We start from the raw sequence: 23,373 nt of genomic DNA on the forward strand, positions 1-23,373 counted from the left end.
GCTCAGACCGAGAGCAGCTCCGACTCCTTGCTCTTCATCAGCTCGTCGACCACGTCGACGTACTTCTTGGTGGTGCTCTCCAGCTCCTTCTCGGCGCGGGAGCCCTCGTCCTCGCCGACGTCGCCGTCCTTGACATGCTTGTCGATCTCTTCCTTCGCGCGACGGCGCACGTTGCGAATCGACACCTTGGCGTCCTCACCCTTGTTCCGGGCGAGCTTGATGTAGTCGCGGCGCCGTTCCTCGGTCAGCTGCGGCAGCTGGATCCGGATCAGGTTGCCGTCGTTGCCGGGGTTGACGCCCAGGTCGGACTCACGCAGCGCCTTCTCGATGGCGGCCATCGAGCCCTTGTCGAAGGGCTGGATCAGCACGGTGCGCGCTTCGGGCGTCTGGAACGACGCGAGCTGCTGCAGCGGCGTCGGCGCGCCGTAGTAGTCCACCAGGAGCTTGTTGAACATCCCCGCGTTGGCCCGACCGGTGCGGATACCGGAGAAGTCCTCCTTGGCGACCTCGACGGCCTTCTCCATCTTCTCCTCTGCCTCGAAGAGACTCTCGTCGATGCTGCCGTCCATGGTGGGGAACTCCTTCGTACCGCGCGATTGAGGGTGGGCGTCGTACCGGCGACAGGGTCAGGCCGGCGACACCAGCGTGCCGATCCTCTCACCCTGCAGTGCCTTGGCGATGTTGCCCTGACCCTCCATGCCGAAGACCACCATCGGCAGCTTGTTCTCGGCGCACAGTGCGAACGCCGTCTGGTCCAGGACCTTCAGGTCGCGCTCGACCGCTTCGGCGTAGGTGAGTTCGTCGATACGGGTGGCGGACGGGTCCAGCTTCGGGTCGGCTGTGTAGACCCCGTCGACCCCGCTCTTGGCCACCAGCACCACGTCGCAGCGGCTCTCCAGGGCCCGTTGCACCGCGACCGTGTCGGTGGAGAAGAACGGCATGCCCATCCCCGCGCCGAAGATCACGACGCGCCCCTTCTCCATGTGCCGGATCGCGCGCCGCGGGATGTAGGGCTCGGCGACCTGGCCCATGGCGATGGCCGTCTGCACCCGGGTGTCGACGTCCTCCTTCTCCAGGAAGTCCTGCAGCGCCAGGCAGTTCATCACGATGCCGAGCATGCCCATGTAGTCCGCGCGGACCCGGTCCATGCCCTTCTGCTGCAACTGGGCGCCGCGGAAGAAGTTGCCGCCGCCGATCACGATGGCGATCTGTACGCCGGACCGGGCCGCGACCGCGATCTGCTCGGCGATGTCCTTCACGACGTCGGGGTCGACCCCGACGGCTCCCCCGCCGAAAACCTCGCCCGACAGCTTGAGCAGGACCCGGGCCGGGCGGTCGATGGAGGGCTGGGTGGTCACGTGACTACTCCCGAGTGATCGGCGTTCAGGGGTCGGTAGATACTTCCACAGATTCTCGGCGGGCAGCCACGCCGACGTCCTGGGGCAGGGAGTGCGAGGTGCAGGAAAGTGACCGCATCGCCCACTCCCTATCCCGGCCGCGCACGGCGGTGCAGGTAAGTGACCGCAGCGCCGATTCCCTACCTCGGGACACAGAAACCGCGCGGTACACGAGGGCTGACCCCCGTGTACCGCGCGGATTCACGCGCCACGTGCTTCGTCAGACGCCGAACTTCCTCGGCGCCCTCCTCACACTCCGCTACGGGCGCACCTCGCTTCGCTCGGCACACCCTGCGCTACGTGCTTCGTCAGACGCCGACCTTGAACCGGACGAAGGCAGAGATCTGCACGCCCGCCTCGTCGGCGACCTTGGCGACGGTCTTCTTCGGCTCCTTGGCGAACGGCTGGTCGTGCAGCACGTTCTCCTTGAAGTACCCGTTGACCCGGCCCTCGACGATGCGCTGCAGGGCCTGCTCGGGCTTGCCCTCCTCGCGCGCCGTCGCCTCGGCGACCCGGCGCTCGTTGGCCACGGTCTCCTCGTCGACGTCGTCGCGGTGCAGGACCGTCGGGTTGAACGCCGCGACGTGCATTGCGACGTCCCGGGCGGTCTGCTCCGAGCCGCTCGCACCCACCAGCACACCGATCTGCGCAGGCAGGTCCGGGCTGGTCTTGTGCAGGTACGCGGCCACGACCGGCGCCTCGATGCGGGCGACGCGCTTGATCTCGATCTTCTCGCCGATGGCGGCGTTGGCGTCGTCCAGCAGCTCCTTGACGGTCTTGCCGTCGTCGCCGGACGCCACCAGCAGGCTGTCCGCGTCCGCGGCGCCCGAGGAGACCGCGACCTTCAGGACGACGGCCGCCAGGTCGCCGAACTTCGGGCTCTTGGCCACGAAGTCGGTCTCGCAGAGCAGCTCCACGAGCGTGCCGACGCCGTCACCGGCGGAGGCGGCGACGAGGCCGTTCTCCGTGGTGCGGCCCTCGCGCTTGGTGACACCCTTCTGGCCCTTGACCCGCAGGATGTCCGTGGCCTTGGCCTGATCGCCGTCGGCCTCGTCGAGCGCCTTCTTGACGTCGAGCATTCCGGCGCCGGTCGACTCGCGCAGCGCCTTGATGTCAGCGGCGGTGTAATTCGCCATAGCTATGCCTCGCTCCTTCGCGAAGAGACGTGAAAAGTGGGTACGACGCTCGTGGGCTCAGGCGCCCGCGGTGTCGTCGGCCGGTGCGTCGGTGGCCGGGGCCTCGGCAGCGGCCGGAGCCTCACCGGTGGTCTCGGCGGCAGCAGCCTCGGTGGCAGCCTCCACGCCCGCGGCGTCACCGGTGGTGACGTCGGCGTCGGCGGTCTCCACGGCGGCCTCGGCCGTCTGGGTCGGCCCGGCAGCGGTGTCCGTGTCGGCGGCAGCGGTCTGGGAGTTCAACAGCTCCTGCTCCCACTCGGCCATCGGCTCGGCCGGCTCGCCCTCGCCGGAACGACCCTGCGATCGGGTGATCAGACCGTCGGCGACGGCGTCGGCGACGACGCGGGTGAGCAGCGTGACCGAACGGATCGCGTCGTCGTTGCCCGGGATCTTGTAGTCGACCTCGTCCGGGTCGCAGTTGGTGTCCAGGATCGCGATGACCGGGATGTTCAGCTTCCGGGCCTCGGTGACGGCCAGGTGCTCCTTCTTGGTGTCCACGATCCAGACGGCCGAGGGGACCTTGGCCATGTCGCGGATACCGCCGAGGGTGCGCTCCAGCTTGACCTTCTCGCGGTTCATCACCAGAAGTTCCTTCTTGGTGCGACCGGAACCGGCGACGTCGTCGTAGTCGATCTCCTCGAGCTCCTTCAGCCGCGCGAGGCGCTTGCTGACGGTGCCGAAGTTGGTGAGCATGCCGCCCAGCCAGCGGTGGTTGACGTAGGGCATGCCCACGCGGGTCGCCTGCTCGGCGACCGACTCCTGCGCCTGCTTCTTGGTGCCGACGAACAGGATCGTGCCGCCGTGCGCCACGGTCTGCTTGACGAAGTCGTACGCCTCGTTGAGGTAGGTCAGCGACTGCTGCAGGTCGATGATGTAGATGCCGTTGCGCTCGGTCATGATGAAGCGCTTCATCTTCGGGTTCCAACGGCGGGTCTGGTGCCCGAAGTGGACGCCGCTCTCGAGGAGCTGGCGCATTGTGACGACGGCCATGCCGAAGTCCTTCCGTTAAGTGTTTCCAGTTGTCTTCCACCGGCACGGGTGCGCCGGTGAACCTGGTGTCCAGACGACCCGGACCGCTCGCCCAGCGAGTGCTGCGCGGTCGGACTGACGGGTGCGCCCCGGCATACACCTCCCGAGGAAGGCGCGGCGCCGGACGTGGACACGCGAATTCGACCCTCGCAACATCACCCGAGGTGATCTCGCCAAGGCCGTGGATCCAGTGTATGGCGCGCGCAGGCCATGGTGCGAATCGGCCCGCCTAGCATGGCCGTCATGACAGCTCCCCCGGTGCCCTCAGCGCCTCTCGCGCCCCTGGTGAGCCGGATGCGCGGCTTCGGCGAGACCGTCTTCGCCGAGATGACCCAGCGGGCGGCAGCTGCGGCAGCAGTGAACCTCGGCCAGGGGTTCCCCGATGCGGACGGGCCGCAGGAGGTGCTCGACGCCGCGAAGGACGCCATCGACTCCGGCCAGAACCAGTACCCGCCCGGCATCGGCGTGCCGGTGCTGCGGCAGGCGATCAGCGCCCACCAGCGCCGCTTCTACGACCTGGACGTCGACCCCGACACCGAGGTACTCGTCACCGCGGGCGCCACCGAGGCCATCGCCGCGACCATCCTCGCGCTCTGCGAACCGGGTGACGAGGTCGTCACCTTCGAGCCGTACTACGACTCCTACGCCGCCTCGATCGCTCTGGCCGGCGCCGTACGGCGTACGACGCCCCTCACCTTTCCCGACTTCGCGGTGGACGAGGACGCGTTGCGTGCGGCGTTCTCGCCGCGGACCCGCCTGGTGCTGCTCAACACCCCGCACAACCCCACCGGCAAGGTGTTCACCCGGGCCGAGCTGGAGCTGGCCGCGTCGTTGGCGCGCGAGCACGACGCGTTGGTGGTGACCGACGAGGTCTACGAGCACCTGGTCTACGACGGCGAGCACATCCCGGTCGCGACATTGCCGGGCATGGCGGCGCGCACCCTCACGATCGGGTCGGGAGGCAAGACCTTCGCCACGACCGGCTGGAAGGTGGGCTGGGTGCACGGACCGGCGCACCTGGTGCAGGCGGTGCGGACGGTCAAGCAGTTCCTGACGTTCGTGGCCAGCGGACCCTTCCAGCCCGCCATCGCCGTCGGTCTCGGACTGCCCGACGGCTTCTTCGTGGAGTTGACCGACACGATGAGGCGTCGCCGCGACCTGCTGGTCGACGGGCTGCGGCGGCTCGACGTGCCGGTCAGCGTGCCTGCCGGCGGCTATTTCGTGATCGCCGACCTCGCCCGCTTCGATCCCGACGCGCTGCGGCTGTGCCGGGCGATGCCGACCGGGGTGGGTGTCGCCGGAGTGCCGGTGAGCGCGTTCCACGACGATCCGGCAGAGGTGGCGTCCCTGGTGCGGCTCGCGTTCTGCAAGCAGGACGACGTCCTGGCCGAAGGGGTACGGCGACTGGCTCACCTGGCGGACTGAACGGGTCTACGTTCGAGCGATGAGCGAGCGCGTAGTCCGAACGGTGCTGTCCGGGATGTCCTACACCGAGTGCCCGCGCTGGCACGAGGGTCGGCTGTGGTTCGTGGACTTCTATCTGCACGAGGTGTATTCGGTCCTCGAGGACGGAACGGACCTGCGGGTCGAGGCGCGGGTGCCCGCCCAGCCCTCAGGGCTCGGGTGGCTGCCGGACGGCGATCTGCTGGTGGTGTCGATGAGGGACGCCAAGATCCTGCGCCGAACTGCCGACGGGTCGCTCGTCGAGCACGCCGACCTGGCACGTCACGTGACCGGGCTGCCCAACGACATGGTGGTCGACGGGCAGGGCCGCGCGTACGTCGGCAACTTCGGCTTCGACCTGATGTCCGGTGACGACATCGAGACGGCTCCTCTGCTGCGGGTCGACCCGGACGGTTCGGTGACGAAGGTCGCCGACGACCTGTGGTTCCCGAACGGCAGCGTGATCACCGACGACGGTGTGCTGCTGGTCGACGAGACCTTCGGCAACCGGGTGTCCGCGTTCGACATCGCCGCCGACGGGTCGCTCGGGCCGCGCCGGGACTGGGCGACGTTCGGCGCGTTGCCGACCGCACGGGACCTGGCGACCGCCGTACCGGAGGCCGTGGTCGCTCCTGACGGGTGCGGGCTGGATGCCGAGGGGTGCCTCTGGATCGCGGACGCGACCTACGGACGGGTCGTGCGAGTACGCGAGGGCGGCGAGATCGTCGACGAGGTGCGGCCGGGCACGGGGGTCTTCGCGTGCATGCTGGGCGGCTCCGAGGGCACCACCCTGTTCATGTCGTGCGCGCCCGACTTCGACGAGCACGCCCGCAGCGCGGCCCGCGAGGCGCAGATCATGGCCGTCACCGTGTCCGTGCCGCGGGACGGTCGACCGTAGGGCGGTTCGTCCACATCCCCCTGCGCTATCCACAGGGGACTCCCGCGTCGATGACCGGGCGGAGCGGCAGCGCGCAGGCTGCCGCCCATGGATCCGATGCTGCTGTTCGTGACGGTGTGGGCCGTGCTGCTGGGCCAGGGCGCGGCGCCCGCCCCGACCTCCGGTTATGTCTGGCCGCTCGATCCGAGGCCGAGCGTGGTGCGCGGGTACGACGCGCCACCGCAGCCCTGGGCGGCCGGCCACCGCGGGGTGGATCTGCTGGGCCGCACCGGGCAGCCGGTGCTCGCCGCGGCCGCCGGTGTGGTCCTCTTTCGCGGGGTGGTCGCGGGGCGCGGGGTGATCACGGTGGCGCACCCGAACGGGTGGCACACGACGTACGAACCGGTCGCCGCGGCGCTGGCAGCCGGCACACCGGTCCGCGCCGGTCAGCAGATCGCCACCCTCACTCCCGTGCAGAGCCACTGCGCGCCGCGGGTCTGCCTGCACTGGGGTCTTGTGGTGGCGCCGGGCGTCTACCGCGATCCGCTGACCGTGTTCGAGCCCCGGGTGCCGATCCTGATCCCGCTCGGATCGTGAGGACCGCGTCTGCGGGAGAGCACCGGCGCCCTGCCGTACGGCGGGGCGCCGTGCTCTCAGTGCTCCCGGTGCCGTCAGTGGTTCGCCTGGAACCAGGGCTGGGCCCACCCGACGTACGTCTCGCCCCACTTGCTCTGGATCTCGGCGATGGTGGTCTTGGTGTAGGTGCCGTTGCCGTGGATGTCGTTCGAGGCGAAGGTCCCGCCCCCGAGGGAGATCATCACGTGTCCGAAGCTGCTGGTGTGGAAGAACGCGAGCCCGCCGGCCGGGACCGAGGTGTCGCCGCTGTGCTTGTACTTGGACGGGATGGCCGCCCAGTGCGAGTTGGCGGACTGGGAGCCGCTGGCACCGAAGCCGTAGGCGAGTGCCACGACGTGGTCGCACCGGTGCGCGTAGTCCGAACTGGTCCGGCCCAGGTGGTTCCTGGCCCAGGTCACGGCGGCGGCGCACGAGCGCGGGTCGTTGGTCCCCTTCGTCGAGCAGCCCGCGGTGGGCGGCGGGGTCGAGGTCGTGCCGCATTCCGGCGCGACCCGGCCGTCGCTGCCGGTCTTGACGTAGGTGTCGGAGACGTAGCCCTTGCCGACCTTGTCCCACAGAGTGCTGGTGCCGTACATGCCGGTGACCTTCGAGCCATGGGTCTGGCACGAGATCGTCACCTTCGCGCCGTTGGCGTAGCTGCCGGTGCTGCGCGCCGAGGTCGACGCCGACGCACGCGCCGTCAGTGGTGATCCGTGCGTGTGGACGGTGCCGGCGTGACCCGTGGCGAAGGCCGGCCCGCCGAGGGCCAGCAGGCCGGCGGCACCGATGCCCACGACTGCTCCGGCGCGGGTGGCGTACTTCGTGATGGTGGTGCTCATGATCGTTCTCCCTTGTGACAGTTCGGATTTCGGGGTTGGTTCGGGGATGTGACGCAGCAAGACGCGTTCAGGTTTCACACAGGTCGCACGACGTACGGCATGAGGTCCGAGCCGGGTGCGCTCAGTGCGGCCTCGCGGACGCTGTGGCTGTCGCGGGGGACGTCGGCCTCGAGGATGCGGTTCTTGCCGAGGTAGATCGCGACGTGGTGCGTGCTCGAGCCGCTGCCCCAGAAGACGAGATCGCCCCGCTGCATCTGGGAGCGCCTCACCCGGTGGGCATGCGCGTACTGCGCCGTGGTGTTGGAGCCGACGTCCACCCCCGCGCCCTTCCAGAACGCGTAGAGGGTGAAGCCGGAGCAGTCGAAACCGAACCGGTCGGAGTCGTGGTAGCCGCTCGGCGAGGTGCCGACTCCGTACGCCGGTCCGCCCTTGCCGCCCGCGCCCCAGGAGTAGGTCAGACCCTTTCCGGTCTGTGACCTGGCAGCCGCGATGACCCGATCGACCTTCTGGGCGTGGGTGCCTCCCTGCGGCCCGCGCGGGCCGTCGATCCGGCCGTACTGCTTGGCGCTCAGGGATCCGTCGTCCTCGGCGCACTTGGTCATCCCGGACACGTAGCCGTCGGTGCCGGTGGTGAGGTACTTGTCGGGCACCCACAGCTTGTCGGTCGTCTTGTCCCAGAGCGTTCCCGTGTGCGCCGCCTGACAGGTGACCGGCACCTGGTGGCCGGCCTTGTACTTGTCGACGACGGCGCCCTTCGCGGTCGAGCTGTCCCCGATGTGCTGGCGCCCGTTGAGGGTCACCTTCGCCGGGAAGGACCGGGTGGCGGCCTCGGCACTCATTCCGTGACCGACGGCGGTGACCCCGATCGCGGCGGTCAGGCCTGCCGTCGTAAGGATCCGAAGCGGTGTGCTGGTGCGGACGGACATGCGATGCCTCCTTGGACGCTGCGCCGGATGCGCGGCATGGCAACGAAGTTCGCAGGCAAGACGTGGTGTTCGACACCCGTGGACGGAACCTGACGACACCTGACACCGTCTTACGGACACGTGCTGCCGTTACATTGCGGCGGGAGCAACCGTTCGGGGACGGTTGGACGACGCGACGACCGAGGAGCACCACCGTGCCGACCAACGACCGTCAGCAGACGGTGCAACGATTCGCCGACGAGCTGTCCGCCCTCCGCAAATCCGCCGGCAACCCGTCCTTCCGCAAGATGGCCGAGACGTCCGGGTGCATCTCGCACACCACGCTGCACGAGGCCGCCTCGGGCAACCGTTTCCCGTCGTGGGACACCACCAAGCAGTTCGTCCTGGCGTGCGGCGCCGACCCGGCGCAGTGGGAGGAACGGTGGCACGCGGCGGCTCGTCATGTCGACCTGTCGACGGAGCGCACCACACCGGCCGCTCCCCCCGCGGCCGCCGAGCCCGTCGCCGCGTCCGCGGCGACCCAACCGACGCCCGACCGACCCCGCCATCGCTGGTGGGAGCCGACCTGGGTGCCGGTGGCGATCGTGTTGGTGGCGGCCGTAGCCGTCGCCGGCCTCGTCCTCGCCTTGAGCAGGCGCTCGTCCCCCGCGAACGCGTCCGGTACGTCGGCCACGGCCGCCCCGCAGGTTCCCACCGGGCAGACCAACCCCGGCCAGTCGGGCGGCAGCCCGACCGGGTGCGTGGTCTCGAAGGCGCCCGCGTCGGCGATGCCGCCGGTCACCCCCGGCGACTCCTCCACGTTCGGTGCGGACGTCTCCTACCCGGACTGCGCGACAGTGCAGGTGGGGCAGACGTTCACCAAGCAGTGGCGTCTGGACAACGTCGGCACGGCCACCTGGACCGGTCGCTCGCTCTCGCGGGTGGGAGCGCCCCAGGGCGCCGCGGACTGTCGGACGCGCAAGCGCGCCATGGTGCCGACCACCGGACCCGGACACTCCGCCGTCGTCTCCATCTCGGTGACCGCGCCCTCGACGGCTCGGACCTGTTACGTGAAGTTCGAGATGCTCGACGCGCAGGGGCGTCGCACCTTCCCCGGCAACCGTCCCGTCTACTTCTACGTCTACGTCGTCAACTGACCCTCAAGCCCGCGGGTGGGCCTGGGTGTACGACGCCCGCAACCGCTCCACCGAGACGTGGGTGTAGATCTGGGTGGTCGACAGGCTCGCGTGGCCCAGCAGTTCCTGCACCATGCGCAGGTCCGCGCCGCCTTCGAGCAGGTGCGTGGCGGCACTGTGGCGCAGGCCGTGCGGCCCGAGCGCCGGGGCATCGGGCAGCTCGCGCACCAGTGCGGTGAGGCTGGTGCGCACCGTGCGGGGATCGACCCGGCCCCCTCTACGGCCGAGGAACAGCGCGGGCCCGGATGCCGGGGTCGCCAGCGTGGCGCGGTGGGAGATCCACCGATGGATGGCGTCCGCCGCCGGCACGCCGAAGGGCACCGTGCGCTCTTTGTCCCCCTTGCCGATCACCCGGACCAGTCCGGTCGCCAGGTCGAGGTCGTCGAGATCGAGCCCGACGAGCTCGCCCACCCGGATGCCGCTGGCGTAGAGCAGTTCGAGCATGGCGTGATCGCGCACCCGCACCGGGTCGCTGTCGTCGGCCGCCGTACCGGCCAGGGTCAGGAGCGCATCCGCCTCCTGACGCCGCAGGACCGCGGGCAGGTGCCGGCCGCGGGTGGGTGAGACCAGGCGAAGTGCCGGATCGACCTCGATGCGCCCGGTGTGCCGCGCCCAACGGAAGAAGCCCCGCGCCGCGGCGGCGCGGCGAGCGATGCTGGTGCGGGCCGCACCCGCCCGGTCCTGCTCGGCGAGCCAGGACCGCAGGTCGGCCAGTCCGATGTCGGCGAGCGCGACCACGCCCGCGCCGGAGAGGAAGTCCGCGAGACCGTGCAGGTCGGTCAGATAGGCCCGCACGGTGTGCTCGGAGCGGCCCTTCTCGAAGCGCAGGTGGCGCTCGAACACCGGCAGGCAGCCCAGCAGTTCGCTGGGTGCCGCGTCCGGTGCTTCGCTCGCCACCCCGCCACGCTAGCCCGGGCGAGCGTGCACCGAGGCGTGGCTGGCCGACGCTGACGGTGTTCGCATCCGTTGACGGCGTTCGAACACCGTCAACCGTCGCGAACGCCGTCAGGGTCACCCGGCACGACGCCACCCGTCCGGCGAACGTGCCGCAAGTCCACGCATCTCCAGCGCACCGAGCCCACCGAGCACGTCCCCCACGGACAACCCGGCCGATCGGGTGAGCTGGTCGACGGTGGAGGACCGACGCACCGGCAGCGCCTCCAGGACCCGGCGGTGCACCTCGGGCAGGTCGTCACCGGGCGCCGGCGCCCCCTCGACGCGGGGCGCGAGATCGGTGCCGAGATCGCCGAACAGCTCCGCGCACTCGGCCGCATCCGTCACCAGGGAGGCGATCCCCTGTCGGATCAGTTCGTTCGTGCCGACACTGGCCGTCGAGGTGACCGGCCCCGGCACTGCGGCGACCACCCGGTGCAGCCGCTCCGCGTTGCGGGCCGTGTTGAGCGATCCGGAACGGATGCCCGCCTCGACCACGACGGTGCCCGGTGTCATCGCCGCGATCAGCCGGTTTCGGGCGAGGAAGCGGTGCCGCTGGGGTGACGCGCCCGGCGGGCACTCGGACAGCACGGCGCCGGTGCGTGCGATCTCCTCGAGAAGGTCGTGGTTGCCGGCCGGGTAGAGCCGGTCCACGCCACCGGCCATCGCCGCGATCGTCACGCCGTCTCCCGCCAGCGCCCCGCGGTGGGCTGCCGTGTCGATGCCGTACGCGCCACCGGACACGACGGTGAATCGGCGTACCGCCAGGTCGTGCGCGAGCTCGCCCGCGACGGACTCGCCGTACGCCGTCGCCAGCCGCGCGCCGACCACCGAGACGCTGCGCTCGAGGACCCGTGCGAGATCCGCCGGGCCCCGCACCCACAGGCACATCGGCGGCATCTCCAGGTCGTCCAGACCGCAGGGCCAGGTGGGGTCACCGGACACGAGCACCCGGATGCCGAGCCGTTCGGCGGCGTGCAACACCCGGTCGAGGTCCAGATCAGCGACCCGCGCGGCGAACCGGTCGTAGAGCCCGCCCACATTGCTGGCGATCGCCTCCCAGGCACCGGCCGGTCCCCTCTCCTGGACCAGCGTGCAGATCGTCGGGTCCATCGGCTCTCCGACCTTGGACAAGGCGACCCGCGCCGCTCGATCGTCGGCCTGCGTCCTCACGCTGCCGCCTGACTGGTGCGCAACGCGAGTGCCCGCAGCAGATGCTCCGGGCCGGGCGCGTCCAGCTCCTGCAGGTCGGCCAGGGTCCATCCCACGCGCAGACACCGGTCGTATCCGCGCATGGTGAGCGTGCCCGTCTCCAGAGCACGATCGAGCACCATGGTGGTCTCGCGCGGCAGCCGCCAGCGGCCGCGCAACGCCGGGCCCGGTGCCGTCCCGTTGATCTGCCATCCGCACCCGTGCCAGCGCCGCGCCTGCCGCTCGCGCGCCTGCACCACCCGCGCGGCCACCGCGGCGCTCGGCTCGCCACCGGGCCCGGCGAGGCTCGCGCGGGTCACCGGAGCGACCTGCAGGTGCACGTCGACCCGGTCCATCAGCGGACCCGAGAGTTTGTTGAGGTAGCCCCGCCGCATCAGCACCGAGCAGCTGCACCCGCCACCCTTGCCGTAGTTCTTTCCGCACGGGCACGGGTTGGCGGCCAGCACCAGCTGGAAGCGTGCCGGGTAGGTCGCGACCCGGTCCGCCCGGGCGATGGTCACCCGCCCCGCCTCGAGGGGCTGGCGCAGCGCGTCGAGCACATCGCGCCGGAACTCCGGCGATTCGTCGAGGAAGAGCACCCCGCGGTGGGCCCGGCTCACCGCGCCGGGCCGGATTGGACCGCTGCCGCCGCCGATCACCGCGGCCATCGAGGCACCGTGATGGGGCGCGACGAACGGCGCCCGATCGATGAGCACCTCGGCGCCGAGCGCACCCAGCACCGAGTGGATGGCGGTGACCTCCAGCGCGTCCGCACGCTCCAGCGGCGGCAGGATGCCGGGCAGCCGCTCGGCGATCATCGTCTTGCCCGCGCCGGGTGGTCCGATCATCGCCATGTGGTGTCCACCGGCGGCCGCGACCTCCAGGGCGTGCCGTGCCTCCTCCTGACCGGACACGTCCCGCAGATCGGGCAGCTCCCGTGCGGCCGCGGTCGCCGGCGGGTCGATCGGCAGGTCGGGCAGCGGGCGTCGTTTCCTGACCAGGTCGTAGCGGACGACGAGCTCCGGGAGGGTGCGCATCGGTGTGATGAGAACTCCTGGGACGAGCGCGGCCTCCGCGGCGTTCGCGGCGGGTACGACGACGTGGGTGACCCCCGCCGCCACGGCGGCGAGCACCGCCGGCAGGACGCCGTACACCGGGCGGATCGACCCGTCGAGGGCGAGCTCCCCGAGATGCACGATGTCGCGCACCACCTCGGTGGCGACGACACCGGCCGCGGCGAGCGCGGCGACGGCGATGGCCAGATCGAACCCGGACCCGTGCTTGGGCAGCGCGGCGGGTGACAGGTTCACGGTGATCCGACCCGAAGGCAGCTCCAGCTCACTGTTGCCGCACGCCGCGCGGATCCGCTCCGGCGACTGCCGGCACGCGGCGTCCGGCATGCCGGTGACCGTGAACGCCGGCAGCCCCTGCGAGGCGTTCGCCTCGACGTCGACCACCGTCCCCTCGATCCCCCGCAGCGTGACGCTGCGGGTGCGCCCGAGACTCACCAGACGTCCCGGACGTGCTCGATCACCGGTGCGCTGTGCGGACGCACGAGGATGCCGACGACGTCGATCCTCACGCGCGCCACACCCACGGGATGCTCGCGCAACCAGGCGTGTGCCAGGTGTCGCAGGCGCGCAGCCTTGAGTCGGGTGACCGCCTCGACCGGTGACCCGAACGTCGTGGTGCGGCGGGTCTTCACCTCGACGATGACGAGGGTGTCGTGCGCCTCGTCGAAGGCGATCACGTCCAGCTCACCCTCACGGCACCGCCAGTTGCGCTCGACCACCACCATGCCCTGCGATCGCAGATAGTCCACGGCGTAGTCCTCGCCCGCGCGTCCGAGCGCGTGACGCGGATCCACCCGCGGCCCCGGTCCTGAACTCTTCATCCGGCATCACCTCCGCCCCCGACCCTGGCGCGGGAGGACCGTCCCGGCTGCGGCTGCGCAGCCGCCTGTGGACGGGGGCCCAGTCACACGGGGGATGTGGATGAGCGCGGACCCCGGGGCGAACGCCGTTGCGCGGTTACCGCCGGCCGGGACTCGACCGAACTGCGTCACCGTCGCTCCGCTCAGTCGGGCAGCTCCATCTCGGTCATCGCTTTCCGGCGAGATGAACCTGCCCCGACCTCGCTCCGCTCAGTCGGGCAACTCCATCTCGGTCATCGCGTTCTGGCGAGATGGACCTGCCCCGACCTCGCTCCGCTCAGTCGGGCAGCTCCATCTCACGGGCCGGCAGCTCTTCCACGTTCACGTCCTTGAAGGTGATGACGCGGACCTGTTTGACGAACCGCGCGGGGCGGTAGACGTCCCAGACCCACGCGTCGCTCATCCGCACGTCGAAGAAGACCTCGGCACCCTCGCCGCGGACCAGGACGTCGACCTCGTTGCACAGGTAGAACCGGCGCTCGGTCTCGACGACATGGCTGAACAAGCCCACCACGTCGCGGTACTCCCGGTAGAGCGCGAGCTCCTGCTCGGTCTCGTACTTCTCCAGGTCCTCCGCGCTCACGCCCACTCCTTCATCGCGTCCGATGCACTCTGCTCGAACGTATCGGCGGCGTCGGCAGGTGCGCCGACGATTGCGCCGTCGGCGCAGTCGCCGACCCCGCCGAACGGCCGCCAGCTGCGCCGGTGCAGCTCGCACGGTCCGTGCTTCTCGATCGCCGCCAGGTGATCGGGCGCTGAATACCCTTTGTTGCCGGCCCAGTTGAACTGCGGATAGGCCTCGTGGAAGTCGCGCAGCATCGCGTCCCGCTCCACCTTGGCGAGCACACTGGCCGCCGCCACCGAGGAGCACTTCATGTCGGCCTTGATCATCGTGGTGACCGGCGGGATCGGCCGGTCGAGGCCGGGTGCCCGAAGCTGCCCGGCGACCGCGACGTCCGGCCCGAACCCCGCCACCTGCTCCACCGACAGCAGCACGGGTGAGACCTCGCGGTCGGACAGCCAGTCGTAGTTGCCGTCCAGGATCACCAGGTCGGGCTCCACCTCGAGCATCGCCAGGGCCCGGCGACCGGCGAGACGCAGAGCGGCCATGATCCCGATCCGGTCGATCTCGGCGGCACTGGCATGGCCGACGGCGTACGCGACCGCCCACCTGCGCAGCCGGGGCACCAGCCGTTCCCGCGCGGCGGGGGTGAGCAGCTTGGAATCGCGGACCCCCTGCGGCGCGGTAGGACTGTGCTCGTCGATCACGACGGCGCCCACGGAGACCGGCCCGGCGAGCGCGCCGCGGCCGACTTCGTCCATCCCGCACAGCAACCGGTGGCCCTCGCGCTGCAGCGCGCGTTCGACGCGCAGGCTCGGTCGAGCGGGCGTCATGACGTCACGGTCTCGGCTTGGGCACGTCGGCGAAGACCGAGCCGTACGTCGGCAGGCCGCCGATCCGACTGATCGGCCAGGCGATCGCGACGACCTGTCCGGTGATGTCGCTCATCGGCACGGTCCCGTCGACCCCCTTGCCGTCGATGTTGTGCACCCGCGAGTCGGCCGAATCGGCCCGGTTGTCGCCGAGCACCCACACCTTGCCGGCCGGCACGGTGATGTCGAACCGGGCCTCGGGTCCGTCGTCGGACTTCTCACCCGGCGGCAGGTAGCGCTCGGTGATCGCGTGCCCGTTGATGGTGAGCTGGTCGTTGGCGTTGCAGCAGACCACGCGGTCGCCCGGCAGCCCGATCACCCGTTTGACCAGGTGGTCCGGCCCGCCGGGGAGCACTCCCACACCGATCAGGCCGTCCTTGACGATCCGCTTGAACAAGGTGGGGCTGGACTCGTTCGGCCCCCAGGTGGCCGGCTTGGAGAAGACCACCACGTCGCCGCGGTGCAGCTGCGAGTGCTGCGGGGTGAACTTGCTGACCAGGATCCGGTCGCCGGTGATGAGCGTGTTCTCCATCGACGGCGACGGAATCGAGAACGGCTGCACCAGGAAGGTCTTGACCAGGAAGGACAGACCGAGCGCGATGACCACGACGATGGCCAGCTCTCGCAGGAACACCCACCGGTGGCGAGCCCGCGGCTGCCCTTCAGCGGCGGGTACCTCGCCGGGTGCGGGCCGGCGGTCGTCCGGGGTGTCCGACTCGGCGTTGCGCTCGGGTCCGTCGGAGGAAGCGCCCTGTGCGGGGCGGTGGCGAGAGTTGTCAGTCATACGTCCGTCAAGGGGAAGGAACCTTCGCGAAGGTCGCGGAGTAGTTGCTGAGCCAGGTTATGCGGTCCAGGGGCCACACCACTGCATCGGCCCGCCCGGTGACGTCTTTGATCGGCACCGAACCGGTTGCGCCCGAGCCGTCGTCGTGGAAACGCGAGTCCCCCGAATTGCCCCGGTTGTCGCCCATCACCCAGATCCGGCCCGCCGGGACGGTGATGTCGAACCGCGGGATGCTCGGTTTGGTGCCCGCCGCCAGGTACGGCTCGGTGATCGAGGCGCCGTTGATGGTGATCCGACCGGCGCTGTCGCAGCACTTCACGTGGTCACCGGGCATCCCGATCACCCGTTTGATCAGGTGGTTGTCGCCCGCGGGGTAGAGACCCACGAAGGACAGCAGCTTCTGCACCGGTCCGGGATTGGGCGTCGTCCCCTCGTCTCCGAGCCAGTCGTCGGGGTCCTGGAAGACCACGACGTCCCCACGGTGCAGGTCGAACGGACCCGGGGTGAGCTTGCTGACGACGACACGGTCACCGGGCACCAACCCCGGCTCCATCGACTCCGACGGGATCCAGAACGGTTGCAACAGGAAGGTCTTGATCAGGAAGGAGAGCAGCATCGCGATGACTATGACCACCACGACCTCGCGGGCGGCCACCAGCCAGCGCGGCGTACGGCGTCCGGGTGCAGATGCCGTCGCGGGCTCCGGTGCCGCTGGGGATGGAGCGTCCGGAGTCCCGGGAGACGGTGACGGGTGCGGCGTATGCAACCGCAGGCCGATCGTGGGCTCGTCCGCGGGGTCGACGGGTGTCGCCGGGGTTGCCTTCGGGAGCGGGCCGACCACCTGCTGCGGGCGGGTGGCGCCGGCCGGAAGCCTCCAGGCGTGCGCGCCGGGGCGCAGCCAGCGTCGCGGTCCGTGTCCTCTGCCCCCCGGATCGGATGTCACCACGCGAGTGTGCCCCACGAAGATGGGACCCGACGGTGCAGGGACGCCTTCGCCACGTCGGACGACGACGAGGGTGGACGCGACGACGGCGCGAACCCCGGAGGGATCGCGCCGTCGTCGGTGCGTGCGGAGTCGATGACTCGGTCGGTTCAGGCCTTGGCGGTCTTGGCCGAAGGAACGTCGCGCTTCTCCTTGATCTTCGCGGCCTTGCCGCGCAGATCGCGCAGGTAGTACAGCTTCGCGCGGCGCACGTCACCGCGGGAGGCGACCTCGATGTGGTCGATGACCGGGGTGTGCAGCGGGAACTTGCGCTCCACGCCGACGCCGAAGCTCACCTTGCGGACCGTGAAGGTCTCACCGATGCCACCACCGTGGCGGCCGATGACGACACCCTGGAAGATCTGCACGCGGGAGCGGGTGCCCTCGACGACCTTCACGTGCACCTTGACGTTGTCACCGGCCCGGAAGTCGGGGATGTCGGTCTTCAGGCTGGGGGCGTCGATCGCGTCGAACTGATGCATGACGAGCTACTTCCTCGTGGCGCCACAGGTCGCCACCGTTGATGAACGGGGAGTGCGTCGGGCTGCTCGGGCCACATGCCCCGAGGTTCTCGGGCCACGTCCCCCTGTGGCGGGGGTCCGTTGTGCGTGCTCGACGCAACCACACAGTCTGCCAGACCGGGCGCCAGGCCTGAAATCGAGCTCGGATGCAGACGTCGCAGGTCAATCGCGCGGCTTGCGCAGCCGCACCGTATGCCCGAACGGCCCCTTCCCCGCACGCCGGTAGCCCGCCCTGCGGTACATCCGCAGCGGGCCCAGGCTGCGTTCACCGGTGAAGAGGCTGTACGCCGTCGCACCCTCCGGCGCCCGCGCCTCGATCTGCTCCAGCAACCACCCGCCGAGACCCCTCCCGCGCAGGTCGGGAGCAACCATCACGCGCTCGATCTCCCAGGCGTCCTCGTCCAGTCGCCCGCGGGCGGAGGCGATGAGCCGGCCGTGGGACCGCACGACGTACGTGGAGGTGGTGTGCAGCGACTCGGCCAGCGACGCGTAGGTCTCGTGCTGGGCGGGGATCTGCAGGGTGTCGTTCTCGATGCCGGTCGTGAGCCAGCAGGCGTGCGTCAGGGTGAGCAGCTCGCCCACGTCACCGGGGCCGGCCGGCACCAAGGCGAGGTCGTCCGGAGCCGCCGCGGCGGAGGCGTGCAGCAGGTCGGGCCGACGCCGCGCGGTGCGCTCGAGCTGCTGGTCGTGGCGCCAGCGGGCGATCGCGGCGTGGTCGCCGGACAGCAGCACCTCGGGCACCGCCCGGTCCCGCCACTGCGCCGGTTTGGTGTAGACGGGGTATTCGAGCAGGCCGTCCTCGTGGGATTCCTCCTCGAGGGAGGCGGCGTTGCCGATGACACCCGGCAGCAGCCGCGCGACGGCCTCGATGACGGCGAGCGCGGCGACCTCGCCCCCGTTCAGGACGTAGTCGCCCAGCGAGATGACCCGCACGTCCATCCGTTCGGCCGCGTGCTCGTAGACCCGCTCGTCGATGCCCTCGTAGCGGCCGCAGGCGAAGATCAGCCGCTCCCGGCTCGCCAGCTCACGGGCGGTGCGCTGGGTCAGCGGCTCGCCGCCGGGCCCCGGCACTATCACCAACGGCCGCGGGTCGCCTTCCCCCACAAGGGAGTCCAACGCCTCGGCCCATGGTTCGGCCTTCATCACCATGCCCGCGCCACCGCCGTACGGCGTGTCGTCGACCGTGCGGTGCCGATCGTGGGTGAAGTCGCGCAGGTCGTGCACGCGGATGTCGAGCAGGCCGTCGCGCCGCGCCTTGCCGATCAGCGACAGGTCCAGCGGGGCGAGGTAGTCGGTGAAGATCGAGACGACGTCGATGCGCACCGGTCAGCTCCTCCCGAGGTCGAGCAGGCCGGGTGGGGGGTCGATCTCGATCCGCCCGGCATCGATGTCGACGACAGGCACGATCTGCTCGACGAACGGCACGTACGCGGTGCCGCCGCCCTCCAGCGAGATCTCCAGCAGGTCCTGCGCCGGTCGCTGCAGCAACGCGACCACGACACCCACGAGGGCGCCGTCGACGTCGTACACCTGCAGGTCGATCAGGTCGTCCTCATACCAACCGTCGTCGTCCTCCTCGTCCGGCGCCGCCACCAGGCGGGTGTCGCGCAGCCCCTCGGCGCCGGTGCGGTCATGCACCTGCTCGAAGCCGAGGATCCACGTCGTGCCCTGCATGCGCGCCGACCGCACCGTCAACTCGCCGATCGACGGTTCGGTGCGGAAGCGCGCACCCGGTGTGAACCGCTCCTGCGGCCGGTCGGTGTGCAACTGGACCGTCACCTCGCCCCTCAGCCCGTTCGCGCGCCCGATGCGCGCCACCATCACCTCGTCCATGGCGGGAAGTCTCCCAGCTACCGCTCGTCGTCGCGTCGGGCGCGTCCGCCGCGATCGACCCGAAGGAGTCTGCTACGTGGTTGGATCGGCGCACGATCAGCCATCCGGCAGCCGTCACACCTTTCGGAGGAAGCATGAGTTACGACCAGTCCGCACCCCCGCCCCCGCCCGGCGACTACGGCCAGGGCGGCGGCTTCCAGCAGGGAGGCGGCCCCGGTGACGGCGGGTACGGCGGCGCCCCGCCGCAGCAGAGCACCAAAGCAGTGGTGGCTCTCGTGCTCAGCATCCTCGGTGTCTGCTGCTTCGTCTTCCCGATCGTCGGGATCATCCTCGGCGTGCAGAGCAAGAAGGAGATCGAGAACTCCGGAGGCCGTCAGAAGGGTGCGGGCCTCGCGCAGGCCGCGATCATCGTCGGTGCCATCCTCCTGGTCCTGGCCGTGATCGGTGACGCGATCTACTTCTCGCGTCGCTGAACGTCAGGTCTCGAAGAACGGCGGGCACCCGGAAGTTCCAGGTGCCCGCCGTTCGTCGTACGCGGACTCGGTCATGGAGCGAGGGCTGCGCCCCAGGGTGTGTTGCGCGCGACCATGAAGACGACCGCGAGGGTGGAGAGCACGTAGGTGAACGTGGTGGCGTGCTGCCGGGCGAAGGGCACCCCGACTACCCCGCGCCAGCGGTCGCGTAGGGCCGTGAGCCACCATCCGACGACGACGGGCATCAGGAGCACCACGAAGACATTGCTGGAGAGTGCGGCCCGCAGGTTGCCGTTGGTGAGGTCGTTGACGGCTCGCAACCCACCGCAACCCGGGCAGTAGATCCCGGTGAGTGCATAGAGCGGGCACATCCCCCACGAACCGTGCTGGTGCGGATCCCGGAAGTGCAGCGCCACGGTGGCCGCGCCCACCAGCAGCCCGCCGACGGCGAGCGGGCGCACCCGGCGCCACAGCGACGTGGGCCCGGCGGCCTCCGCGCCGGGCGTCGCCGACGGATGCACTGGCGCGGCACCGAGCTGGGTCATGCTCGTCAGTGTCTCAAACGGTGGGGACGGCCGGTGCCGGTTCGGGCTCGGCATCTCGGCGTACGTCGGGCATCACGACGCTCAGCGCGGACAGCACCGCGGCGAGCGCCAGCGGGACGATCAGCGCGCGGGCGATGCCGAACGTGTGCACCAGGCCCCCGATGACCCCCGGACCGAGCAGACCCGCGGCGTACCCCATCGAGACCACGATGGACAGCCCGCGTCCACCGGCGAGGTTGCCCGCGGACCCGTAGATCTGCGGGGCGACCAGCCCCATCCCCAGTCCGACCACGGCCCACCCGAGCAGCAGGAGCCACAACGGTGAGGCGATCACGGCGATCAGGTATCCCGCTGCGGCGACGGCCGCACCGAAGCGGACGACGGCGCGCCGACCGATCAGGTGCACTGCCGCGTCGCCGAAGAGCCGGATGGTGACCATCGTCGCCGAGACCGCGACCACGCCGAGTGCGGCTGTCGAATCAGACACGGTGGCAATGGATTTCACGTCGTACGCCGACCAGTCCATGGCTGTGCCCTCGGCCACGGCGAAGCAGATGGCCATGACCCCGAGGAGCCATGCGGCACGCGGGATCGCGGAGCGTGCGCCGTGCTCGTCGGCGTGCCCGACGATCTGCGACTGCGCGGAGAGTCGTTCCTGGAAGACCAGGCTCACGAGCAGCGCGACACCCACCACCGACATCGCGGCGAGCACCAGTCGGCCACCGGACAGGTTCCCGCGGCCGAGCAGGAGCACGAGCAAGGACACCGCGAGCGTGCCGACCGAGAAGAACGCGTGCAGCCGACTCATCACGGGTCGCGCGCGGTGCTGCTCGACCTGGACCGCCAGGGCGTTCATCGACACATCGAGGGCACCGTTGCCGAATCCGAGCAGGACTCCGGCCACGCAGGCCGTCCACACCGATCGGGCCCACGGGAGCAGCAGCAGACCGAGGCCCATCGCGAGAGTGCCTGCCTGCATGGGCCGCAGGGCACCGTGCGCGTCGGAGAAGCGGCCACCGACGTTGATGCCCACGATCGCGGAGAAGCCCAACACCATCAGCAGGACACCGACACCCAGAGCATCGGTGTGCAGCTGCTCGCGAAGCGCGGGCGTCAGTGCGCCGACCGCGCCGTACCCGAACCCGTTGGCCACGAACGCGACGAGCACCCCCGCCAGTGCGGAGGAACTCCCGAGCGCGGGGCGGCGGGATGCGGCGGTCGTCATCAGTGGAGTCCTTCGAGGTGGGGGGAAAACGACGACGCCAGGTGCCCGGGATGTCCCGGGCCACCTGGCGTCGCTGGAGTGCTCTTTCAGCCGGTCAGCGCACCTGGTCGGTGTCGACGATGTCGACGCGCACGTTGCGGCCGCTCGCGAGAGCGCCCACGACGGTGCGCAACGCGGACGCGGTGCGACCGGAGCGTCCGATCACCCGGCCGAGATCGTCGGGGTGCACGCGCACCTCGAGCATCTCGCCGCGGCGGCCGTCCTTGTGCTGGACGACGACGTCGTCATCGTGATCGACGATGCCCTTGACCAGGTGCTCCAACGCCTCTTCGAGCAAGGTGCTCAGCTCTCCGAGGGCGCTGCGGAGTCGTCCGCGGCCTTGGTGTCCGCCTTGTCGGCGGCCGGCGCGTCGTCGGCAGGAGCCGCGGCGGCCTTCTTACGGGTGGTGGTCGCGCTGCCCTTGCCCGCGTCGTCCGACGCGTTCTGGGCGGCGGCCAGTGCGGCCTCGTACGCGGCCTTCTTGTCGCGCGGGGCTTCCTTGACGCGCAGCGTGCCCTCGGCACCCGGCTCGCCCTTGAACTTCTGCCAGTCACCGGTCACGCCGAGCAGCGCACGGACCTGTTCGGTGGGCTGCGCTCCGACGCCGAGCCAGTACTGCGCGCGCTCGGAGTCGATCTCGATCAGGCTGGGGTCTTCCTTGGGGTGGTACTTCCCGATCTCCTCGATCGCCCGGCCATCGCGCTTGGTGCGCGAGTCCATGACGACGACGCGGTACTGGGGGGTGCGAATCTTGCCGAGTCGCTTCAAACGAATCTTGACGGCCACGGTGGTGGTGTCTCCTGTATCTCATTGGTGAGCGCGGCGAGACCGGGTGGGGAACACACGGGGAGCCGATGCTCGGGGTAGGCGCGCGGGCACAGGGAGGGCCGGCCGCACGCGGGTACGCCGATCAGTCTGCCAGAACGCCGCGCACGGCCGAAATCGTCGAGGGTGCCGGGTAGAGCCCCGCGGCCCGCGCCCTGCTGCGCGCGAGCCCGAAGAGCATCCGCGCGGTCGGCAGCGGCACCTGTGCCAGCTCCCCCAGCTCGATCACCGCGCCGAGCAGCGCATCGAGCTCCACCGGCCGCCCCGCGTCGAGGTCCTGCAGCATCGACGTACGGAAGGCCCCGAGCCGCCGGGTGATCCGGTGCCGGTCGGCAGGGTCCTGGTCCATCGGCACTCCGAGCGCCCCGCCGAGCGTCTTGGCCTCGAGCATCACCGCGTCGACCAGCTCCATCACCAGCTCGTCGTCGAGGATCGTGTCCATCGTGCCGGTGGTGAGCAGGCTGACCGGGTTCATGGTCATGTTGCCCCACAGCTTCCACCAGACGTCCCGCTGGATCTGCTCGGACGTGGACGCCGCGAGACCACCCCTGCCAAGCACCGCCGCCACGCCCTGCGTCACCTCGTCGGCACCGCCCGCGGGATCGCCCAGCACCACACCGTCACCGGTCTCCCACCGGACGACTCCCGGCGCCGGCGTGCTGGCACCGAGGTGGACGACCGAGCCGATGACCCTCTCGCTCGGCAGTGCTCGAGCGAGCGCTCCCCCGGCGTCCACGGCGCGCAGCGTACGGCCGGAGGCGGGGCCGCCGAACCCGCCGGCCAGGAACCACCACGGGAGCCCGTTCATCGCGGTGACCACCCGGGTGCGGTCGCCGAGCATGGCGGTCACGGTCGGGACGACGGACGGCAGCGAGGGCGCCTTGACCGCGAGCACGAGCACGTCCTGCGGGCCGAGCGCGGCGGGGTCGGCGCTCACCGGCAGGGGGTAGCGCTCGGTGGCCCCGCCGTGCTCGAGCACCAGACCGTCACGGGCGAGCGCGGCCAGGGTGACACCCCGCGCGAGCAGGCAGACCTGCGCTCCGCCACGAGCGAACGCCGCCGCGAGGGTGCCGCCGATCGCGCCGGCACCGACCACACACACCCTCACGGGCGCGCCGCGGTCATGGGTCGCGGCTGTCGCATCCGGGCACGCTATTGCATGCGCCTAATGGTCCCTCC

27 protein-coding genes are annotated in these 23,373 nt (G+C 70.6%); 5 read left to right on the plus strand and 22 right to left on the minus strand.

Annotation, left to right across the window (positions count from 1 at the left end):
* Nucleotides 1–2 precede the first annotated feature (2 nt).
* From frr to rpsB, 4 genes are all read right to left on the minus strand, one after another.
* Nucleotides 3–569: a ribosome recycling factor gene (gene frr, locus J4030_RS13315; protein ID WP_208049716.1), complete on the minus strand. Its 567-nt coding sequence runs from the start codon at nucleotides 567–569 to the stop codon at nucleotides 3–5.
* Nucleotides 570–626: 57 nt separating this feature from the next.
* The gene (gene pyrH / locus J4030_RS13320) at nucleotides 627–1,358 is read right to left on the minus strand and encodes a UMP kinase (RefSeq protein ID WP_307864694.1); all 732 of its coding nucleotides are present in this window, start codon (nucleotides 1,356–1,358) and stop codon (nucleotides 627–629) included.
* 347 nt (nucleotides 1,359–1,705) lie between these two features.
* Nucleotides 1,706–2,533 (minus strand): translation elongation factor Ts, encoded by an 828-nt coding sequence (tsf, locus tag J4030_RS13325; RefSeq protein ID WP_208049717.1) that lies wholly within the window; start codon nucleotides 2,531–2,533, stop codon nucleotides 1,706–1,708.
* Nucleotides 2,534–2,590: 57 nt separating this feature from the next.
* Nucleotides 2,591–3,562 carry a 30S ribosomal protein S2 gene (gene rpsB / locus J4030_RS13330; RefSeq protein ID WP_208049718.1) on the minus strand — a complete coding sequence of 324 codons (972 nt, stop codon included), beginning with the start codon at nucleotides 3,560–3,562 and terminating at the stop codon, nucleotides 2,591–2,593.
* Between the two features lie 282 nt (nucleotides 3,563–3,844).
* On the opposite strand from rpsB, the gene J4030_RS13335 reads away from it, so the two are divergent.
* From J4030_RS13335 to J4030_RS13345, 3 genes are all read left to right on the plus strand, one after another.
* A complete protein-coding gene (locus tag J4030_RS13335; RefSeq protein WP_208049719.1) occupies nucleotides 3,845–5,026 on the plus strand; it encodes a pyridoxal phosphate-dependent aminotransferase in 1,182 nt (393 codons plus the stop codon).
* A gap of 19 nt (nucleotides 5,027–5,045) precedes the next feature.
* Nucleotides 5,046–5,942: an SMP-30/gluconolactonase/LRE family protein gene (locus J4030_RS13340; RefSeq protein ID WP_208049720.1), complete on the plus strand. Its 897-nt coding sequence runs from the start codon at nucleotides 5,046–5,048 to the stop codon at nucleotides 5,940–5,942.
* A gap of 87 nt (nucleotides 5,943–6,029) precedes the next feature.
* Nucleotides 6,030–6,518 carry a M23 family metallopeptidase gene (locus J4030_RS13345; RefSeq protein WP_208049721.1) on the plus strand — a complete coding sequence of 163 codons (489 nt, stop codon included), beginning with the start codon at nucleotides 6,030–6,032 and terminating at the stop codon, nucleotides 6,516–6,518.
* A 74-nt stretch (nucleotides 6,519–6,592) separates the two neighbouring features.
* On the opposite strand, the gene J4030_RS13350 is transcribed toward J4030_RS13345, so the two are convergent.
* Both J4030_RS13350 and J4030_RS13355 read right to left on the minus strand, forming a co-directional pair.
* Nucleotides 6,593–7,375: a hypothetical protein gene (locus J4030_RS13350; RefSeq protein ID WP_208049722.1), complete on the minus strand. Its 783-nt coding sequence runs from the start codon at nucleotides 7,373–7,375 to the stop codon at nucleotides 6,593–6,595.
* A 74-nt stretch (nucleotides 7,376–7,449) separates the two neighbouring features.
* The gene (locus J4030_RS13355) at nucleotides 7,450–8,301 is read right to left on the minus strand and encodes a C40 family peptidase (protein WP_208049723.1); all 852 of its coding nucleotides are present in this window, start codon (nucleotides 8,299–8,301) and stop codon (nucleotides 7,450–7,452) included.
* 194 nt (nucleotides 8,302–8,495) lie between these two features.
* Here J4030_RS13355 and J4030_RS18555 point away from each other — a divergent pair, with 194 nt between their 5' ends.
* Nucleotides 8,496–9,437, plus strand: coding sequence for an NBR1-Ig-like domain-containing protein (locus J4030_RS18555; protein WP_208049724.1), 942 nt, complete (start codon nucleotides 8,496–8,498; stop codon nucleotides 9,435–9,437).
* Between the two features lie 3 nt (nucleotides 9,438–9,440).
* On the opposite strand, the gene J4030_RS13365 is transcribed toward J4030_RS18555, so the two are convergent.
* The 11 genes from J4030_RS13365 to rimM form a co-directional block, all read right to left on the minus strand.
* On the minus strand, nucleotides 9,441–10,373 hold the full coding sequence (locus tag J4030_RS13365) for a tyrosine recombinase XerC (RefSeq protein WP_208049725.1): 933 nt from the start codon (nucleotides 10,371–10,373) through the stop codon (nucleotides 9,441–9,443).
* Between the two features lie 114 nt (nucleotides 10,374–10,487).
* A complete protein-coding gene (gene dprA / locus J4030_RS13370) occupies nucleotides 10,488–11,582 on the minus strand; it encodes a DNA-processing protein DprA (protein ID WP_208049726.1) in 1,095 nt (364 codons plus the stop codon).
* A complete protein-coding gene (locus J4030_RS13375) occupies nucleotides 11,579–13,108 on the minus strand; it encodes a YifB family Mg chelatase-like AAA ATPase (protein ID WP_208049727.1) in 1,530 nt (509 codons plus the stop codon). The genes dprA and J4030_RS13375 overlap by 4 nt, the downstream gene beginning before the upstream one ends.
* Nucleotides 13,105–13,494, minus strand: a complete 390-nt coding sequence (locus tag J4030_RS13380; protein ID WP_208049728.1) for a YraN family protein — start codon at nucleotides 13,492–13,494, stop codon at nucleotides 13,105–13,107. Before J4030_RS13380 ends, J4030_RS13375 begins: the two co-directional genes overlap by 4 nt.
* A 316-nt stretch (nucleotides 13,495–13,810) precedes the next feature.
* Nucleotides 13,811–14,116: a DUF2469 domain-containing protein gene (locus tag J4030_RS13385; protein WP_179479794.1), complete on the minus strand. Its 306-nt coding sequence runs from the start codon at nucleotides 14,114–14,116 to the stop codon at nucleotides 13,811–13,813.
* Nucleotides 14,113–14,928: a ribonuclease HII gene (locus J4030_RS13390; protein WP_208049729.1), complete on the minus strand. Its 816-nt coding sequence runs from the start codon at nucleotides 14,926–14,928 to the stop codon at nucleotides 14,113–14,115. The genes J4030_RS13385 and J4030_RS13390 overlap by 4 nt, the downstream gene beginning before the upstream one ends.
* 4 nt (nucleotides 14,929–14,932) lie before the next feature.
* Nucleotides 14,933–15,751, minus strand: coding sequence for a signal peptidase I (lepB, locus tag J4030_RS13395; RefSeq protein WP_208049730.1), 819 nt, complete (start codon nucleotides 15,749–15,751; stop codon nucleotides 14,933–14,935).
* Between the two features lie 7 nt (nucleotides 15,752–15,758).
* Nucleotides 15,759–16,694 (minus strand): signal peptidase I, encoded by a 936-nt coding sequence (gene lepB, locus J4030_RS13400; RefSeq protein WP_307864695.1) that lies wholly within the window; start codon nucleotides 16,692–16,694, stop codon nucleotides 15,759–15,761.
* Nucleotides 16,695–16,843: 149 nt separating this feature from the next.
* Entirely contained in the window at nucleotides 16,844–17,215 is a 372-nt protein-coding gene (gene rplS, locus J4030_RS13405; RefSeq protein ID WP_208049731.1) for a 50S ribosomal protein L19, read from the minus strand.
* A gap of 201 nt (nucleotides 17,216–17,416) precedes the next feature.
* Complete coding sequence (gene trmD, locus J4030_RS13410) at nucleotides 17,417–18,577, minus strand: tRNA (guanosine(37)-N1)-methyltransferase TrmD (RefSeq protein ID WP_208049732.1); 1,161 nt, start codon at nucleotides 18,575–18,577, stop codon at nucleotides 17,417–17,419.
* Nucleotides 18,578–18,580: 3 nt separating this feature from the next.
* Nucleotides 18,581–19,087 (minus strand): ribosome maturation factor RimM, encoded by a 507-nt coding sequence (gene rimM, locus J4030_RS13415; RefSeq protein ID WP_208049733.1) that lies wholly within the window; start codon nucleotides 19,085–19,087, stop codon nucleotides 18,581–18,583.
* 134 nt (nucleotides 19,088–19,221) lie between these two features.
* On the opposite strand from rimM, the gene J4030_RS13420 reads away from it, so the two are divergent.
* The gene (locus J4030_RS13420; protein ID WP_208049734.1) at nucleotides 19,222–19,560 is read left to right on the plus strand and encodes a DUF4190 domain-containing protein; all 339 of its coding nucleotides are present in this window, start codon (nucleotides 19,222–19,224) and stop codon (nucleotides 19,558–19,560) included.
* A 71-nt stretch (nucleotides 19,561–19,631) separates the two neighbouring features.
* Here J4030_RS13420 and J4030_RS18045 read toward each other — a convergent pair whose 3' ends face one another.
* From J4030_RS18045 to J4030_RS13445, 5 genes are all read right to left on the minus strand, one after another.
* Nucleotides 19,632–20,105, minus strand: coding sequence for a DUF2752 domain-containing protein (locus tag J4030_RS18045; protein ID WP_243763322.1), 474 nt, complete (start codon nucleotides 20,103–20,105; stop codon nucleotides 19,632–19,634).
* A 13-nt stretch (nucleotides 20,106–20,118) separates the two neighbouring features.
* The gene (locus J4030_RS13430; RefSeq protein ID WP_208049735.1) at nucleotides 20,119–21,330 is read right to left on the minus strand and encodes an MFS transporter; all 1,212 of its coding nucleotides are present in this window, start codon (nucleotides 21,328–21,330) and stop codon (nucleotides 20,119–20,121) included.
* A 94-nt stretch (nucleotides 21,331–21,424) separates the two neighbouring features.
* The gene (locus J4030_RS13435) at nucleotides 21,425–21,667 is read right to left on the minus strand and encodes an RNA-binding protein (RefSeq protein ID WP_208049736.1); all 243 of its coding nucleotides are present in this window, start codon (nucleotides 21,665–21,667) and stop codon (nucleotides 21,425–21,427) included.
* 5 nt (nucleotides 21,668–21,672) lie between these two features.
* Nucleotides 21,673–22,155 carry a 30S ribosomal protein S16 gene (gene rpsP, locus J4030_RS13440; RefSeq protein WP_208049737.1) on the minus strand — a complete coding sequence of 161 codons (483 nt, stop codon included), beginning with the start codon at nucleotides 22,153–22,155 and terminating at the stop codon, nucleotides 21,673–21,675.
* A 124-nt stretch (nucleotides 22,156–22,279) separates the two neighbouring features.
* On the minus strand, nucleotides 22,280–23,290 hold the full coding sequence (locus J4030_RS13445) for a 2-dehydropantoate 2-reductase (RefSeq protein ID WP_208049738.1): 1,011 nt from the start codon (nucleotides 23,288–23,290) through the stop codon (nucleotides 22,280–22,282).
* Nucleotides 23,291–23,373: the final 83 nt, after the last annotated feature.

Source organism: Allobranchiibius sp. CTAmp26, assembly GCF_017565405.1.
In the GTDB taxonomy this organism is placed as follows: domain Bacteria; phylum Actinomycetota; class Actinomycetes; order Actinomycetales; family Dermatophilaceae; genus Allobranchiibius.